The sequence below is a fragment of the Rhodococcus sp. 27YEA15 genome (assembly GCF_049739425.1).
Lineage (GTDB): Bacteria > Actinomycetota > Actinomycetes > Mycobacteriales > Mycobacteriaceae > Rhodococcus_F.
Genome location: NZ_JBMHHW010000001.1, coordinates 3,590,732 through 3,608,032 on the forward strand (window position 1 = coordinate 3,590,732; position 17,301 = coordinate 3,608,032).

The 17,301-nt window shown below is 63.1% G+C and carries 12 protein-coding genes; 4 read left to right on the forward strand and 8 right to left on the reverse strand.

The genetic code is table 11. From position 1 onward, the window contains the following. Positions 1 to 16 precede the first annotated feature (16 nt). The 4 genes from ABH922_RS16665 to ABH922_RS16680 form a co-directional block, all read right to left on the reverse strand. On the reverse strand, positions 17 to 1,003 hold the full coding sequence (locus tag ABH922_RS16665; RefSeq protein WP_424807965.1) for a pirin family protein: 987 nt from the start codon (positions 1,001 to 1,003) through the stop codon (positions 17 to 19). A 19-nt stretch (positions 1,004 to 1,022) separates the two neighbouring features. Further along, positions 1,023 to 2,117 (reverse strand): LLM class flavin-dependent oxidoreductase, encoded by a 1,095-nt coding sequence (locus ABH922_RS16670; protein WP_424807966.1) that lies wholly within the window; start codon positions 2,115 to 2,117, stop codon positions 1,023 to 1,025. A 150-nt stretch (positions 2,118 to 2,267) separates the two neighbouring features. Beyond that, a complete protein-coding gene (locus tag ABH922_RS16675; RefSeq protein ID WP_424807967.1) occupies positions 2,268 to 3,803 on the reverse strand; it encodes a DHA2 family efflux MFS transporter permease subunit in 1,536 nt (511 codons plus the stop codon). Then, entirely contained in the window at positions 3,800 to 4,270 is a 471-nt protein-coding gene (locus tag ABH922_RS16680; RefSeq protein WP_424807968.1) for a MarR family winged helix-turn-helix transcriptional regulator, read from the reverse strand. The genes ABH922_RS16675 and ABH922_RS16680 overlap by 4 nt, the downstream gene beginning before the upstream one ends. A gap of 862 nt (positions 4,271 to 5,132) precedes the next feature. Between ABH922_RS16680 and ABH922_RS16685 the strand changes: the two genes are divergently transcribed. Next, complete coding sequence (locus ABH922_RS16685; RefSeq protein WP_424807969.1) at positions 5,133 to 5,891, forward strand: acyl-[acyl-carrier-protein] thioesterase; 759 nt, start codon at positions 5,133 to 5,135, stop codon at positions 5,889 to 5,891. Here ABH922_RS16685 and ABH922_RS16690 read toward each other — a convergent pair. Beyond that, on the reverse strand, positions 5,888 to 6,088 hold the full coding sequence (locus ABH922_RS16690; RefSeq protein WP_424807970.1) for a hypothetical protein: 201 nt from the start codon (positions 6,086 to 6,088) through the stop codon (positions 5,888 to 5,890). The genes ABH922_RS16685 and ABH922_RS16690 overlap by 4 nt on opposite strands. 73 nt (positions 6,089 to 6,161) lie before the next feature. Here ABH922_RS16690 and ABH922_RS16695 point away from each other — a divergent pair, with 73 nt between their 5' ends. Beyond that, the gene (locus tag ABH922_RS16695; protein WP_424807971.1) at positions 6,162 to 6,659 is read left to right on the forward strand and encodes a SixA phosphatase family protein; all 498 of its coding nucleotides are present in this window, start codon (positions 6,162 to 6,164) and stop codon (positions 6,657 to 6,659) included. On the opposite strand, the gene ABH922_RS16700 is transcribed toward ABH922_RS16695, so the two are convergent. Continuing rightward, the gene (locus ABH922_RS16700; RefSeq protein WP_424807972.1) at positions 6,656 to 7,648 is read right to left on the reverse strand and encodes an MsnO8 family LLM class oxidoreductase; all 993 of its coding nucleotides are present in this window, start codon (positions 7,646 to 7,648) and stop codon (positions 6,656 to 6,658) included. The genes ABH922_RS16695 and ABH922_RS16700 overlap by 4 nt on opposite strands. Before the next feature lie 85 nt (positions 7,649 to 7,733). On the opposite strand from ABH922_RS16700, the gene ABH922_RS16705 reads away from it, so the two are divergent. Next, positions 7,734 to 8,123 carry a glyoxalase superfamily protein gene (locus tag ABH922_RS16705; RefSeq protein WP_424807973.1) on the forward strand — a complete coding sequence of 130 codons (390 nt, stop codon included), beginning with the start codon at positions 7,734 to 7,736 and terminating at the stop codon, positions 8,121 to 8,123. Positions 8,124 to 8,158: 35 nt separating this feature from the next. Beyond that, the gene (locus tag ABH922_RS16710; RefSeq protein WP_424807974.1) at positions 8,159 to 9,430 is read left to right on the forward strand and encodes a TerD family protein; all 1,272 of its coding nucleotides are present in this window, start codon (positions 8,159 to 8,161) and stop codon (positions 9,428 to 9,430) included. A gap of 57 nt (positions 9,431 to 9,487) precedes the next feature. On the opposite strand, the gene ABH922_RS16715 is transcribed toward ABH922_RS16710, so the two are convergent. Both ABH922_RS16715 and rpoB read right to left on the reverse strand, forming a co-directional pair. Beyond that, positions 9,488 to 13,444: a DNA-directed RNA polymerase subunit beta' gene (locus ABH922_RS16715; protein ID WP_424807975.1), complete on the reverse strand. Its 3,957-nt coding sequence runs from the start codon at positions 13,442 to 13,444 to the stop codon at positions 9,488 to 9,490. Between the two features lie 119 nt (positions 13,445 to 13,563). Then, positions 13,564 to 17,070: a DNA-directed RNA polymerase subunit beta gene (gene rpoB, locus ABH922_RS16720; protein ID WP_424807976.1), complete on the reverse strand. Its 3,507-nt coding sequence runs from the start codon at positions 17,068 to 17,070 to the stop codon at positions 13,564 to 13,566. Between the last annotated feature and the right edge of the window lie 231 nt (positions 17,071 to 17,301).

Here is a 17,301-nt window from a genome sequence, read left to right on the forward strand (position 1 = left end):
GTGGACCGCTCTGCCGCTACCCGCGTGGCCGCAACGTGCTGTTGGGCAACTCGGGAGCGGGCAGAGCTGAACCTTCGTAACCGGGCACGACCCCGAACCGCGGATCACGGACACTGCCGTCGAAGCCGGTCCGCACCTCCGCCTGCCAGGCACGACGGTACTCGACGATCTCCTCGTGCGTGCGGCCCATGAAATTCCACCACATCACCACCTGCTCCCCGAGCGGTTCACCACCGAGCACCAGGAAACGAGCAGGCTCACTGCCCGGGTTGCGCAACACCAGCGAGCCGAACCCCGGCCCCTGGTAACCGAGTTCGGCCCACCCCAGACGCGTGCCGCGCAACTCCACCGGCCCCTGATCGACGATCACCCCGTGCTCGTGTCCGGCGTCGATCGCAAGTACCACCTCGGTGCCGGGATCGAGCGTGACCTCCGCACCGAGTAGTTCCGTGAACGTCTCGACCGGTGAACGGGCACCGGCAAGTTCCCCGAGAAACACCCGCAGTGTGGCACCGCCGACCGTCACCGGTTCGGGGCGATAGTGCGCGAAAGCTGGTGCGGTGTCACGAGCTTGTGCAGGAAGCGCCACCCACAACTGCATTCCGTGCAGCACCTTCGTCTCCGGCGTCGACACCTCCGAATGCGCGATTCCGCGACCGGCCGTCATCAGATTCAGCTCGCCCGGCCGGACCGTCGCGTGCGTGCCGAGACTGTCCCGGTGCTCGATTTCGCCGGTGAACAACCAACTGACCGTCTGCAATCCGGTGTGCGGATGCGGCGGTACCGCCATGCCGGGTCCGCTGCGCACGTCGTCCGGGCCGTAGTGGTCGGCGAAACACCAGGCACCGATCAACGAACGCTCACGCTGCGGCAACGTACGACGCACCCGCATAGCTCGCGGGCCACCGAGTGGGACGTCCCGTGGAGTCAGGATCTCGACGATGTCCGCGGACTCGCGCCCGTCACGATTGTGCTCGTGGGGATCGGTTTCCAGATTGCTCATCAGTCAATCCTGCCTCTCTTCACGCGGAGACGTCGTCGGACTCGCGGACTGCCTTCATCGAGGCGTGCGTCGGTGGATTCTCCGGAACATGCGCAGGCCTGCGTGCGGCGAACTCGCGCCTGAGCACGGGTACCACCTCTTCCCCGAGAAGATCGAGTTGTTCCAGAACCGTTTTCAACGGTAGCCCGGCGTGATCGACGAGGAACAGCTGCCGCTGGTAGTCGCCGAAGTAATCGGCGAAAGCCAACGTCTTCTCGACGACCTGCTCGGGAGAGCCGACCGTCAACGGCGTCTGCTCGGTGAACTCCTCGAGGGAAGGACCGTGGCCGTATACCGGGGCGTTGTCGAAATACGGGCGAAACTCCTTGACGGCGTCCTGACTGTTCTTGCGCATGTACACCTGACCTCCCAGGCCCACTATCGCCTGATCCGCCATGCCGTGACCGTAGTGCTCGTAGCGCTGCCGGTAGAGGTTGATCAACTCGATGTAGTGTTCCTTGGGCCAGAAGATGTTGTTCGCGAAGAATCCGTCGCCGTGGAAGGCCGCGATCTCGGCGATCTCCGGACTTCGGATCGACCCGTGCCAGACGAACGGCGCGATCCCGTCCAGCGGACGCGGCGTCGACGTGAATCCCTGCAGTGGCGTTCGGTATTCACCTTTCCAAGTAACTACTTCCTCGTCCCACAACCGGCGAAGCAACCGGTAGTTCTCCAGCGCGAGCGGAATACCTGCTCGAATGTCTTTGCCGAACCACGGGTAGACCGGTGCGGTGTTACCGCGCCCCATCATCAGATCTACCCGTCCGTCCGCGAGGTGCTGCAACATCGCGTAGTCCTCGGCGATCTTCACCGGATCATTGGTGGTGATCAGCGTCGTGGACGTCGAGAGCGTGATCGTCTGCGTCTGCGCGGCGATGTAGCCGAGCATCGTCGTCGGCGAGGACGGCACGAACGGCTTGTTGTGGTGCTCACCCGTGGCGAAGACGTCGAGGCCGACCTCTTCCGCATGCTTGGCGATGGTGGTCATGGCCTTGATGCGATCATGCTCCGACGGTGTGGTGCCGGTGGTGGGATCGGTGGTGACGTCGCCGACCGTGAAGATTCCGAACTGCATGTCTACCCCTTCGACTTGTGGTCTCACGCGCTTGATATTTAATTTAACATTCAACTATCTGGCAGTATTCCTTGCCTCCCGGTCACGCCGTACGCCGAGGGCGGTGAGCACAGATGTGCTCACCGCCCTCGGCGTCGTCGAAGAAACCCGTCAGTGCATGACGATCGGCGCGGCCGCCGCCTCGCCCTCCGACACCGGCCGCGCGATCTTGGTGCGCGGAAGGAAGAACGCCGGGATGAAAGTGATGACGATCAGCACGGTCGCTACGAGGAACGTGTTGCCGAATGCATCCGACGCTGCGCTGAGAATCGAATCGGCTGCCGATGCCTCCGCGCTACCGGGAACTGTGGGGACGTGCGAGGCCGCACCGACAGTCGTCGTATCGAGCCCCCGATCGAGTAGCTGATTGGTGAGAACAACCGACATGACGGCGGTACCGATGGAGCCCGCAGTCTGCTGGACGATGTTCATCAGCGTCGATCCGCGAGCGATCTGCTCGTTGGAGAGGGTGACGATGGCTGCGGTCATCAGCGGCATCATGGTGCAACCCATACCGAGACCCATGACGAACAATGCACCCATCAGTAGCCAGGTAGGCGAATCCGAAGCGACCTGGGTGAAGACGCCGAGACCGATGAGGATCAACGGCAGACCCGTCAAGACGATCTTTCCCGGGCCGATCTTGTCGACCAACCGTCCGGCGAACGGCATGGTGACCATGGCGCCGATACCCTGTGGCGCCATCAACAACCCGGCTGCGAGCGTGGTGTGCCCACCCACCTGGATGAAGTAACTGGGGAACAACAGACCGGCACCCATGAACGCGACGATGAAGAACGACGTGGTGATCACCGCGAAGGTCAACTGTCGGTTCTTGAACAGATGCAGATCGATCAGCGGGTGATCCTTGTTCAGCGCGTGGAACACGAAGAGAACGATCAGAACGAGACCGATGACGGACGTGACGAGCACCCGCGCCGATGCAACGGTTCCCACCTCAGGAATGGACGACACGCCGAAGAGGAACAGCGCGAGACCCGGAGAGAGCAGAAGCATACCGAGGAAGTCGAACGACTCGGACGGCTTCGCCTTGTCCGACGGCAGGATGATGAACGCCGCAGCCAGCGCGATGATGCCGATGGGCAGATTGATCAGGAAGATCCAGTGCCAGCTGGCAGCTTCGATCAGCCAACCACCGAGAATCGGGCCACCGATAGGGCCGAGGAGCATGGGAATACCCAGAACAGCCATGACCCGACCGACACGGTCCGGACCTGCCGCCCTGGTCATGATCGTCATACCGAGAGGCATCAGCATGCCGCCACCGAGGCCCTGAAGAACACGGAAACCGATGAGCGAGGTGATGTCCCATGCCATCGCGCAGGCCACCGAGCCGAGCACGAACAAAACCAGCGCCGTCATGTACAGGCGCTTGGTACCGAAGCGGTCGGCCGCCCAGCCCGTCACCGGAATGACCGTCGCGAGAGCAAGGGTGTAAGCGGTCATCGTCCACGCCACGGTGGCGTACGACGTCTGGAAGTCCTCGGCGAAGGTGGTGAGCGCCACGCTCACCACTGTCACGTCGAGAATCGACATGATGGCGCCGAGCACCACCACGGATGCGATCTTGAGGACCGCCCCGTCAAGTTTGTCGGACGCCGGTGCCGGCGCGTTCGGCGATGTCATCGCGAAGTCTCCTGGGTTGATGCTCGCAGATAATCACCCGCGAGAATGGGCTCGAGCGCCTCGAACAAACGAATCTGCTCTCGCTGCGGTACGCGCGAGACGAATTCACGAAGTTTGCTGCGCTTGCAGTCGATGTGATTGGTGGTGACCTTACGTCCGGCTACCGACAACGAAACCCGTTTGACGCGTCTGTCACGCGCGTCTTCCCGGCGATCGACCAGACTCATGGTTACGAGCTGGTCGATATTTCGTCCCGTCGCCGCTACCGAAAGCCGAAGCTCCTCGGCAACCTCGTTGATCGGAATGGCCGCGTCATGCTGGGCAAGGACGAAGAGCACACGCACCTGGGTGAACGAGAGATCCAGTTCGATCAACGCGTCGATCGACTCCGAATCGCCGGCGCCCATCAGGCGAGTGAACAACTCGTCAAGTGCTCCGTACAGGTCATCAGATTTCGAGGCGATCACCTGGCAAATAGTACCGCGGGTGCAACTATTGCTCAAATGAAAATATGCTGCAACTTATTTTTCGGTGACCGCACTCACATAACCAATTCATTACCAATTCTTTTACAAACCTTCTGCTGCACGGGATCCGGATTACCCACGCACCACCACAGCGGCCCGAATTCCAACCCCGGACCGGCGATGCATCTCGACGATCACACCGGCAGTTCCCCACTCGCGACGGCCGTCCTTCGCCGCCGAATTCCGCCCGAGACACCCATGCGCAACACTTTCGAAATCGCGACCGCTCAACCACGCGCAGATATCCGATCAAATGAATTCGCCTCGATCCACCAGGTTGTCCAAGATGACCTCGAGGCTCGCGCCCCGACCTACCGATCCGCAGACCGACGAGACTCCGCTGCCCGTTCACTTCGCTTTCCGTTCACTTCGCTGCCCGTTCACTCCGCTGCCTGACGCTCGCCCGGCGAAAGCCGACCGGCTCCGATGGCGAGGATCCGGACCGCGCCGCAACCTCACCCACCGCCGAAGCGCCCGAAAGCGTTGCCTCACAGCATCTGCGACCCCACAACACTCCACAGGCTGCGGATTCGGCGCCGACGCGAAGCGGTCGGCATTGTGCGTCGGCGCGAAAGGGTAAGCTGCAGAACGTAATCGGCGTACGTATCCGAGGCGCATGAGGCGCGCACCGTTTCACCGTCGGCAGTGCCGACGTGCACCTGGTGAGCTGCGCTCACCGATCCGGCGCAAGTCGGGGGCGGTCACTGCCGATTCCCGGACTCCAGCGCGCCTGCCCACTCGAGCACATCAGTGAATGCGATCACCACGCCCGAGGGTGGTCGGACTCTGACAGGATTGCGCCATGAACCCCGACCTCACGCTTGCGCCGCAGCCGGACCGTGGATCTGTCTTCGTCACATCTCGACCCGTTCGCACCGGCGACATCGACGTCGACAAACAGGTGCGACTCGATGCCGTCGCCCGCTATCTGCAGGACATCGGGAACGACAACATCGTCGCCGTCGATGCCATCGACAGCCACCCGCTGTGGATCGTGCGTCGTACCGTCGTCGACGTCGTCCGGCCGGCGGTCTGGCCGGAGCAGTTGACATTGACGCGATGGTGCTCCGGCTTTTCCACCCGGTGGGCGAACATGCGGGTGCGTTTCGACGGCAGCAACGGCGCACTGCTCGAGACCGAAGGATTTTGGATCAACATCAGCGCAACGTCCGGAATGCCCACCCGCATGAGCGACGACTTCATGAAACCTCTCGAAGAGACAACGGACGAGCACCGCCTCAAGTGGAAACGGGTACTCGCCGAAAACGCCCCGGACGCCGACCTGCCGGACGTTCTCGACACCGAGTTCCCGTTGCGGCGCGCCGACATCGACCCCTTCGACCACGTGAACAACGCGGTGTACTGGCAGGCAGTCGAAGAGGTCGCCGCTGCCCGGACCGACTTGCTGAGCGTCCCCCATCGTGCCCTCATCGAGTACCTGTCCCCCGTTGTCGCCGGCGACGACATCACGCTGCGCAGTCGCGTGGACGACTCCGCGGTCACCGTCTGGTTCCTCGCCGGTGGGCAGTTGCGAGCGGTGGCCCGGGTGAGCGCTCTCTAACGCAGCTTTCCGGTGGCGACGGCGGCAATACCGAAAATCACCACGAGGAGAAGTGCTGCCCAGAAGTTGACGAGCCACCAGACGACACCGAACACGACAACTGCCGGGGCGATGGTGATCAGCGCGATGGTGGGACTCTCACGCACCACTTCGAGAGCTGTTCGCGCATTTGTTCGGTCCAGCTTCTTTCCAGCCATGACGATCTCCTTCTGAGTAGCCTGTCCAACGCAAATCGGACAGGAACGGTGAATGTTCGCTACCGTCGAGCCTATGCCCGAGCATCGCACTCTCGTCCTCATGCGGCACGGTAAGTCCAGTTACCCGGAAGGAATCAGGGATCACGAGCGACCGCTGGCCCAACGCGGGCTCCGCGAAGCCCGTATCGGTGGGGACTGGATACACCACAATCTTCCGCCCGTCGACGCGGTCCTGTGCTCGACCTCGCGGCGCACCGTCCAGACCCTGGCGTCGACCGGGATCGACGCCCCGACCGGCTTCGACACCAACATCTACGGCGGTTCACCCGCCGACGTGATCGGCGTTGCCCGCACCACCTCGGAGAACGTCAAAACTCTGATGATCGTCGGCCACGAGCCGGGCATCCCGTGGACAGCACTGAATCTCGCTGTCGACGAAGACACCGATGCCGCACGTCGGATCCGGACAAAATTTCCCACGTCGGCCATCGCAGTGCTGTCCGTGCCGGTGCCGTGGGCCGAACTCGACGACTCGGTGGCCGCGCTGCTCGATTTCCACATCCCCCGCTAGATCAGCTCACGGAGCAGTCGATCCGAGTAGGCCAGCGCATCTCGGTCGTACGTCGACGTGGACGCCAGCACCTCGTCCGCACCGGTGTACGCCGCCAGATCGTGAAGCTGCTGCTGCACTTGCGCCGGAGTGCCGTACAGAGCGCTCGTGGTGGCCGCTTCGATCCGTCGGGCCGCGCGATCACCGATACGGGCAGCGTCGATCTCCGCCGTCGTCGCCAACGCCGGGAACACGCCGGTCCGCGACGACTCCGCGAGCGCGTACGCCTCTGAAACCAGTAGTGCACGCGCGACATCGGTGTTGTCGGCGACCATCACTTCCAGCGACACCGTCACGTGCGGTTCCGGATTGACATCCGACGGACGGAAATCGCGGCGATACGCGTCGAGTTGGTCGCCGTCGCGCAGCACAGGTCCACCCACCACCACCGGCAACCCCAATTCCGCCGCGATTTTCAGGCCGGCTCCGGTGGCGAGAACGAAGATCGGCACCGAACCCGCCGTAGCGGGACGGGCAGTCACCGCGGCCGTCCCGGCGAGGTAGTCCCGTACTTCTTCGATGTCGGCGGCAAACGTGTCCGGTGCATCCTTCTCGCGTCGCAGTGCCCGACGCACCGGTTCCGTGAATCCGAGCGAGCGTCCGAGCCCCAGATCGATCCGCCCCGGATACAGCCCGTCGAGCATCAGGAACTGTTCGGCCACGATCAGCGGCTGGTGATTCGGCAGCATCACGCCGCCGCTTCCGAGCCGAATGGTGGCAGTGTGCGCGCCGATCGCGGCCAACAGAACGGCCGGCGCCCCACTGGCGATGCCGGGAACACCGTGATGTTCGGCCACCCAGAACCGGTGATAGCCGAGCTGGTCGGCGGCAACAGCGCGTTCGACCGAATGGATCAGCGCAGCGGAGTCGCAGTGACCGCTTCGGGTCCGGGAACGATCAAGCAGTGAAAGAAGCACTCTGGAGGCAACATCGACGTCGGATAAATTCATCCGCGCCATCGAGGACCGTGTCCGACCGCGATCGGGGTCACACTGGAGTGGTAGCCGGACTACTCCCACTCGCGAAGGGCACGTCATGGACATCAAACTCGAACTCGTCGCCATCCCTGTCACCGATATCGACCGCGCCAAGGATTTCTACGTTCGGCTCGGATTCGACGCCGACCACGACCACACCGTCAGCGAAGACCTGCGCTTCGTCCAACTCACCCCGCCCGGCTCCGCATGCTCGATCTGCATAGGCAAAGGCATCACCGACGCGCAGCCCGGCTCCGTCGTCGGCATGCAGGTGGTCGTCTCCGACATCGAAGAAGCGCAGCGCGAGTTCACGAGGCGCGGCATCGACATCAGTCCGATCGACGACCAGGTGTGGGGCCGGTTCCTCTACTTCGCCGACCCGGACGGCAACAAGTGGGCGGTTCAGGAAATCGTCATCCCGGATCTCGGCAGCGCTGTGACACCATGACCGGGCGCTAGCCACACGAACAAAGGAGACGGCCGATGGTCGAGGTGCCCAAGGGATCCAAGACAGACCTGACCGACAACGGATACACCGTGCGGATCACCACCCCCGGAGTTTCCGGAATCGTGGACATCGCCGCCGTACTGGTCGCAGCCGACGGCAAAGTTCGCAGCGACGACGATTTCGTCTTCTTCAACAACCCCACATCGGCCGGGGTCACGCTGCTGTCCGACGACTCGGTGAGCATCGACCTTCGCGGCGTGCCTGCCGACATCGAACGAGTCGTCGTGACGGCAAGCACCGAAGCGCAGGGCAAGCAGTTCAAGGACGTACCCACACTCGCCGTCGACATTCACAGCGCCGCTCAGACGTTGACGTTCACACCGGACGGTCTGAGCACCGAAACCGTACTTCAGGTGGTCGCACTCTATCGCCGGGGAGCGTCGTGGCGACTCGACGCCATCGGGCAGGGCTACAGCCAGGGGCTTGCCGCGTTCGCCACCGAGCACGGTATCGACGTCGACGCACCCACCACACCGGAAAGCATCACACCGACACCACCCCAGATCTCTCTCGACAAGATCCGCGTCGCACTGACAAAGGACTCGAAAGACCGAACCGCACGCATCGACCTGAGGAAATCGCAAGGCGATCCCAACTGGGTACTCACCGTCGGCCTCGAATGGGACGGCCGCGGAGCGAAATACGGCCGCGACGGCCGGGTCCACAAATACGGCACCGGCGATCTCGACGTGTACTTCTTCTGCCGCAACGAAATCACCGACGACTACGTCGTCATCAGCGGCGACAAAGGCCACCAAGGAGACCTGAAAACCTGGCCGCACATCCATCACTACGGCGACAGCAAAGGCCCCGGACACGGGAACAAGCCTGCGGTGGAACAGGTTCGGGTACTACCTCAGGAAAACGGCGACCTGCTCGTCAACATCTACCAGAGTGTCGACAACGGTGGCGGCGCGCTCGACACATTCGGCCGCCCACGCGTCGCGATCCGCTACGGACGGGCCGGCACCGACGGACTTCCTGGCCCTGACGCCGACGAAATCCTCGTCTACGTCGGCAACAGCAAGAACTCCTTCTGGGCGAGCGTCGCCCACATCGACGTCCAAGACGGTGTCCTCACCGTGGACGGCGAAACACGTTACAGCCGCGTCGGCAGCGAGAAGATGCCAGGCCTGGACAAGAACGGCAAGTGGTCACGCACTCCGAAGGGCGGGCCGACGGGCCGGAGCAAGAAACGCAACCGCGGCCTCGGTTTGGACAAATACAGCGGAAAATGCGCTGACTGACAACAAGATCGGCCCCCGACCTCGATGAGGTCGGGGGCCGATCTTCTACTGACTACCTCAGCGGTAGTCGTTGCTGAAGCCGTAGTCGTCCAGCGGAACTGCAGCGCCGGTGTTCTGGCCGAAGCCGTCCGGGCTGTAGTACTGGTCGTCGTACGACGGCACTGCGTACGCAGCGGCGCGCGCCTCTTCGGTGGGCTGAACCTGGATGTTGCGGTAACGGTTGATACCGGTACCGGCAGGGATCAGCTTACCGATGATGACATTTTCCTTCAGACCGATCAGCTTGTCCGAGCGGCAGTTGATAGCCGCGTCGGTCAAGACACGAGTGGTCTCCTGGAACGATGCCGCGGACAGCCACGAATCCGTCGCGAGCGACGCCTTCGTGATACCCATGAGCACCGGACGGCCGGCTGCGGGCTCGCCACCCTCGGCGACGACGCGGCGGTTGGCCGACTCGAACTCGGCACGCTCGGTGAGCGAACCGGGCAGGAACTCGGTGGCACCGGAATCGATGATCGTCACACGACGAAGCATCTGGCGCACGATCACCTCGACGTGCTTGTCGTGGATCGACACGCCCTGGCTCCGGTACACCTCCTGGACCTCGTTGACCAAGTGGATCTGAACCTGACGCGGACCCATGACTCGCAGGACCTCGTGGGGATCGGCAGCACCTTCCATGAGCTGCTGTCCGACCTCGACGTGGTCACCGTCGGCCAAGAGGCTTTCGCGACCGTCGGCGTGCTTGAAGACGCGCAGACGCTGACGCTTGGAGAGCTTGTCGTAGACAACCTCTTCGCCGCCGTCGTCCGGGACGATGGTGATCTTGTAGAACCGATCACCGTCTTCGAGCTGAACCCGACCGGTGACGTCCGCGATCGGAGCCTTGCCCTTGGGCACACGTGCCTCGAACAGCTCCGTCACACGCGGCAGACCGCCGGTGATGTCATCGCCTGCGACACCACCCTGGTGGAAGGTACGCATGGTCAGCTGGGTACCGGGCTCACCGATCGACTGTGCGGCGACGATACCGACAGCCTCACCGATGTCGACCAGCTTGCCGGTGGCCATCGAGCGGCCGTAGCAGCTGGCACAGACGCCGGTGCCGGTGGTGCAGGTCAGGACCGAGCGGACCTTGACCTGCGTGATGCCGGCCTCGAGCAGAGCGTCGATCGCGGGGTCACCGAGATCGTGGCCACGCTCGACGATGACGTTGCCTGCCGCGTCGACCGCGTCGACCGCGAGCGTACGAGCGTACGTGCTGGTCTCGACGTGCGCGTCACGGATCAGCGTGCCGTCGGCCTGCTTCTCGGCAATGGTCGTGACGATGCCACGCTCGGTGCCACAGTCGACCTCACGGACGATGACGTCCTGCGAGACATCCACCAGACGGCGGGTCAGGTAACCCGAGTCCGCGGTACGCAGAGCCGTATCGGCCAGACCCTTACGAGCACCGTGCGTGTTGATGAAGTACTCGAGAACGGTCAGGCCTTCCTTGAAGGAAGACTTGATCGGACGCGGGATGAACTCGCCCTTCGGGTTCGTCACCAGACCCTTCATACCGGCGAGCGAACGAACCTGAGTCATGTTTCCGGCTGCGCCGGACTTCACGATCATCGGGATCGGGTTGTCGTCGGGGAAGTGAGCCTCCATGGCCTTGCCGACCTTGTCGGTCGCTTCCTGCCAAATGGTGACCAGAGCGCTGTTGCGCTCCTTCTTGTCCAAAGCACCACGCTGATACTGCTTCTCGATCTTGTCGGCCTGAGCCTCGAAGTCCTCGATGATCGCCGGCTTCTCCGGCGGCACCAGAACGTCCGAAATCGAGACCGTGACACCCGAACGCGTGGCCCAGTAGAAACCGGCGTCCTTGAGCTTGTCCACCGTCTGGGCGACGACGATCATCGGGTACCGCTCGGCGAGATCGTTGATGATCGTTGCCTGACGCTTCTTGGGCATCTGCTCGTTGACGAACGGGTAGTCCGCCGGCAGCAGCTCGTTGAAGAGCACCCGACCCAGTGTCGTGGTAGCAGTCCAGCCTTCGCCGTACTTCCAGCCCTCGGGGAACAGTTCGGACTCGAGGTCACGCGACGGACGCTGCTGCGTCAGACGCACCTTGATCAGCGCCTGCACGGTGAGAGCACCACGGTCGACAGCCATCTGTGCCTCGGCCGGGCTCGAGTAGACGCCCTGCTCTGCCTCGTCGGTGACTGCCGCCTTGAACTCTCCCACCTGGTTCTCGTCGAGACGAGTCAGGTGGAACAGGCCGGTGACCATGTCCAGACGCGGCATGGCGAGCGGACGACCCGATGCGGGCGAGAGGATGTTGTTCGAGGACAGCATCAGGATGCGAGCCTCGGCCTGAGCCTCGGCCGACAGCGGGAGGTGAACAGCCATCTGGTCACCGTCGAAGTCGGCGTTGAAGGCCTCACACACCAGCGGGTGCAGCTGAATGGCCTTGCCCTCCACCAGCTGCGGTTCGAATGCCTGGATACCCAGACGGTGCAGCGTCGGTGCACGGTTGAGCAGCACGGGGTGCTCGGCGATGACCTCTTCGAGGACATCCCACACCTGGACGCGCTTGCGCTCGACCATGCGCTTGGCCGACTTGATGTTCTGCGCGTGGTTCAGATCCACCAGACGCTTCATCACGAACGGCTTGAACAGCTCGAGAGCCATCAGCTTGGGCAGACCACACTGGTGCAACTTGAGCTGAGGACCGACGACGATCACGGAACGACCCGAGTAGTCGACGCGCTTACCGAGCAGGTTCTGGCGGAAACGACCCTGCTTGCCCTTGAGCAGATCGCTCAGGGACTTCAGCGGGCGGTTACCCGGACCGGTCACCGGACGTCCACGACGACCGTTGTCGAACAGGGCGTCGACCGACTCCTGCAGCATCCGCTTCTCGTTGTTGACGATGATCTCGGGTGCACCGAGGTCGATCAGTCGCTTGAGGCGATTGTTGCGGTTGATGACACGGCGGTACAGGTCGTTGAGGTCGGACGTCGCGAACCGTCCACCGTCGAGCTGAACCATCGGGCGAAGCTCCGGCGGGATCACCGGAACAGCGTTGAGGACCATGCCCATCGGCGAGTTGCCGTTGGTCTGGAACGCCGCAACCACCTTGAGACGCTTGAGCGCACGCAGCTTCTTCTGGCCCTTGCCGCTGCGGATGGTCTCGCGCAGAGACTCCGCTTCGGCGTCGAGGTCGAAGTTCTGCATCAGGATCTGGATGGACTCCGCGCCCATCGCACCCGTGAAGTACTCGCCGTAACGGTCGACCAGCTCGCGGTACAGGAGCTCGTCGATGATGAGCTGCTTGACGCTCAGCTTGGTGAAGGTGGTCCAGATCTCGTCGAGACGATCCAGCTCACGCTGTGCGCGGTCACGGAGCTGACGCATTTCGCGTTCGCCGCCGTCCTTGACCTTGCGGCGGACATCGGACTTCGCGCCCTCTGCCTCGAGCTCGGCGATGTCGGCTTCGAGCTTCTGCGCGCGAGCCTCGAGATCGGCGTCGCGCTGATCTGCGACGGTCTTCTTCTCGACCTGCATCTCGGCTTCGAGGGTGGACAGCTCGTTGTGACGGAGCTCCTCGTCGACACCGACGATGACGTAGGCGGCGAAGTAGATGATCTTCTCGAGATCCTTCGGAGCCAGGTCGAGCAGGTAACCGAGACGGCTCGGCACACCCTTGAAGTACCAGATGTGCGTGACCGGTGCGGCCAGTTCGATGTGGCCCATGCGCTCACGGCGAACCTTGGCGCGAGTGACCTCGACGCCGCAACGCTCGCAGATGATGCCCTTGAAGCGGACCCGCTTGTACTTACCGCAGTAGCACTCCCAGTCCCGGGTGGGGCCGAAGATCTTCTCGCAGAAGAGGCCGTCCTTCTCGGGCTTGAGCGTGCGGTAGTTGATGGTCTCCGGCTTCTTGACCTCGCCGTAGGACCAATTGCGGATGTCCTCTGCGCTGGCCAAGCCAATGCGGAGTTCATCGAAGAAGTTGACGTCGAGCACGTAACTTCCTTTCCCCGTTGGGGTTACGGTTGCCGGTCACCCGACAACCTGGACTGCCAATTCAAATGTGAACTACGCCCCCGGGCCGCCCTGTGAGAGGGCGACCCGAGGACCGAAACCTAGTTCGCGAGGTCGTCGACCGTCGCAGCTTCGTTCCGGGACAAGTTGATGCCCAGGTTTGCTGCGGCCCGCTCCAAGTCCTCGTCGTCGCCGTCGGCCATCGTGATGGCTGCACCGTCCGAGGACAGCACCTCCACGTTGAGGCAGAGCGACTGGAGCTCCTTGAGGAGCACCTTGAACGACTCGGGGATGCCGGGTTCGGGGATGTTCTCGCCCTTGACGATGGCTTCGTACACCTTGACTCGACCGACAACGTCGTCCGACTTGATGGTCAGCAGCTCCTGCAGCGTGTAAGCCGCGCCGTAGGCCTGCATCGCCCAGCACTCCATCTCACCGAAGCGCTGGCCACCGAACTGGGCCTTACCACCGAGAGGCTGCTGCGTGATCATCGAGTACGGCCCGGTCGAACGAGCGTGGATCTTGTCGTCGACCAAGTGGTGCAGCTTGATGATGTACATGTAGCCGACCGAGACCGGGTACGGGAACGGCTCGCCGGAGCGGCCGTCGAACAAGGTGGCCTTTCCGTCGGGTCCGACCATCTGCTCGCCGTCACGGTTCGGCAGCGTCGCGCCGAGGAGCCCGGTGAGCTCGTCTTCCTTCGCACCGTCGAACACCGGGGTGGCGATGTTCGAGTCGGCCGGAGCGGACAGCATCTCTTCCGGCAGGGTCGCAGCCCAGTCCGGACGGGTACCGTCAGCCGCGATCTGAACATTCCAGCCGGTCTTGCCGATCCACCCGAGGTGGGTCTCGAGGACCTGACCGATGTTCATACGACGCGGGACGCCGTGCGTGTTCAAGATGATGTCGACCGGAGTTCCGTCCGAGAGGAACGGCATGTCCTCCTGCGGCAGGATCTTGCCGATGACGCCCTTGTTGCCGTGGCGGCCGGCCAGCTTGTCGCCGTCCTGGATCTTGCGCTTCTGTGCCACGTAGACGCGGACCAGCTCGTTGACACCGGGAGGCAGATCGTCGTCTTCGTCACGCGAGAACACGCGGATTCCGATGACCTTGCCGGTCTCACCGTGCGGAACCTTGAGGGACGTGTCACGAACCTCACGAGCCTTCTCACCGAAGATGGCGCGAAGGAGGCGCTCTTCGGGGGTCAGCTCGGTCTCGCCCTTCGGCGTGACCTTTCCGACCAGCACGTCGCCGTCACGAACCTCGGCACCGATCCGGATGATGCCACGCTCGTCGAGGTCGGCGAGGACCTCGTCGGAGACGTTCGGGATGTCGCGAGTGATCTCCTCGGCACCGAGCTTGGTGTCGCGGGCATCGATCTCGTGCTCCTCGATGTGAATCGAGGTCAGGACGTCCTCTTCCACGAGACGCTGCGACAGAATGATCGCGTCCTCGTAGTTGTGGCCTTCCCACGGCATGATCGCGACGAGCAAGTTCTTGCCCAGCGCCATCTCGCCGTTCTCGGTGCACGGGCCGTCGGCCAGAACCTGGCCGGCTTCGACCCGCTGTCCCTCGTCCACGATCGGACGCTGGTTGGCGCAGGTGCCCTGGTTGGAACGCGCGAACTTGCGCATCCGGTACGTCTTGCGGCTGCCGTCGTCGGCCATCACCGTGACGTAGTCGGCGGAGATCTCCTCCACGACACCGGTCTTCTCGGTGATGATGACGTCACCGGCGTCCACAGCTGCACGCAGCTCCATGCCGGTACCCACGAGAGGCGACTCGCTGCGCACCAGCGGCACCGCCTGACGCTGCATGTTCGCGCCCATCAGGGCACGGTTTGCATCGTCGTGCTCGAGGAACGGGATCATCGCGGTAGCGACGGACACCATCTGGCGGGGCGAAACGTCCATGTAGTCGATGTCGGCGGACGAGACGTACTCGACCTCACCACCCTTACGGCGGACGAGAATCTTCGCGTCGACGAAACGGCCGTCACGGTCGATGGCCGAGTTGGCCTGGGCGACGACGTGGCGATCCTCTTCGTCGGCGGTCAGGTAGTCGACGTCATCGGTGACCTGACCGTCGACGACGCGGCGGTACGGGGTCTCGATGAAACCGAACGGGTTGACCCGTGCGTACACCGACAGCGAACCGATCAGGCCGATGTTCGGGCCTTCCGGGGTCTCGATCGGGCACATGCGGCCGTAGTGCGACGGGTGAACGTCACGAACCTCGAGGCCGGCGCGCTCACGGGACAGACCACCCGGGCCGAGGGCGGACAGACGACGCTTGTGCGTCAGCCCCGACAGCGGGTTGTTCTGGTCCATGAACTGCGAGAGCTGCGAGGTTCCGAAGAACTCCCGGATCGCCGCGACGACGGGACGGATGTTGATCAGTGTCTGCGGCGTGATCGCCTCGACGTCCTGCGTGGTCATGCGCTCACGAACCACACGCTCCATGCGGGACAGGCCCACGCGAATCTGGTTCTGGATGAGCTCGCCGACCGTACGCAGACGGCGGTTGCCGAAGTGGTCGATGTCGTCGACCTCGACGGGAACCTCGACACCGCCCGGAGCCGTCATCGAGGTGTCACCGGCGTGCAGACGCACGAGGTACTCGACGGTGGCGACGATGTCTTCTTCGGTGAGGGTGGAGGCAACGATCGGCTGACCCATGTTCAGGCCGAGCTTCTTGTTGATCTTGTAGCGACCCACACGAGCGAGGTCGTAGCGCTTGTCCTTGAAGAACAGGTTCTCCAGCAGAGTCTGCGCGCTCTCCTTGGTGGGGGGCTCGCCCGGACGCAACTTGCGGTAGATGTCGAGCAATGCCTCGTCGGTACCGGCGGTGTTGTCCTTCTCCAGCGTGGCCATGAGGATCTCGGAGAAGCCGAAGCGCTCCGTGATCTGCTCGGTGGTCCAGCCGAGTGCCTTGAGCAGGACGGTGACAGGCTGGCGACGCTTGCGGTCGATACGGACACCAACGGTGTCGCGCTTGTCCACGTCGAACTCGAGCCATGCACCACGACCCGGGATCACCTTGACGCTGTGCAGGTCCTTCTCGGTGCTCTTGTCGACGCTCACGTCGAAGTAGACACCGGGAGAACGCACGAGCTGCGAGACGACCACACGCTCGGTGCCGTTGATGATGAAGGTGCCCTTGTCGGTCATCATCGGGAAATCACCCATGAAGACCGTCTGGCTCTTGATCTCACCGGTGTTGTTGTTGATGAACTCCGCGGTCACGAACAAGGGCGCCGCGTAGGTCATGTCCTTGTCTTTGCACTCGTCCGTCGAGGCCTTGACCTCGTCGAATCGAGGGTCCGAGAAGGACAGCGACATAGAGCCGTTGAAGTCCTCGATCGGAGAGAGCTCCGCGAGGATGTCTTCGAGACCACCGGACACTGCATTGTCGCCCAGGGCTGCTGCTCGTTCACGCCAACTCTGCGCGCCGATCAACCACTCGAACGAATCGGTTTGTACGTCCAGAAGCCCGGGAACTTCGAGGGGTTCGCGAACTTTCGCGAACGAAACCCTCTTCGGGGCTCCGGGGATTCCGGAAACTGCCTTGGTCTGGCTAGAGACTGCCAAGATGCGTCCTTCCAGCACCTCACGCGGGCCGCTCCGTGCTGTTGCGACCGCCGCTGTATCTGCTTCGAATTTCGCTGGTTACAACCCGAACGAAACCCGTCGCAGAAAGCAAGAAGTACTTGACTTCGCAGCGGTTGAGACGAGGGGTGGACAGGAGGCAGCCAGCGCAACGTCCAAAAGTACACCCTTACTCCGGAAATGTCGAGTCGGGTGTAAATGGGGTCCTGATTCAGGTACTGACGTGAGCCT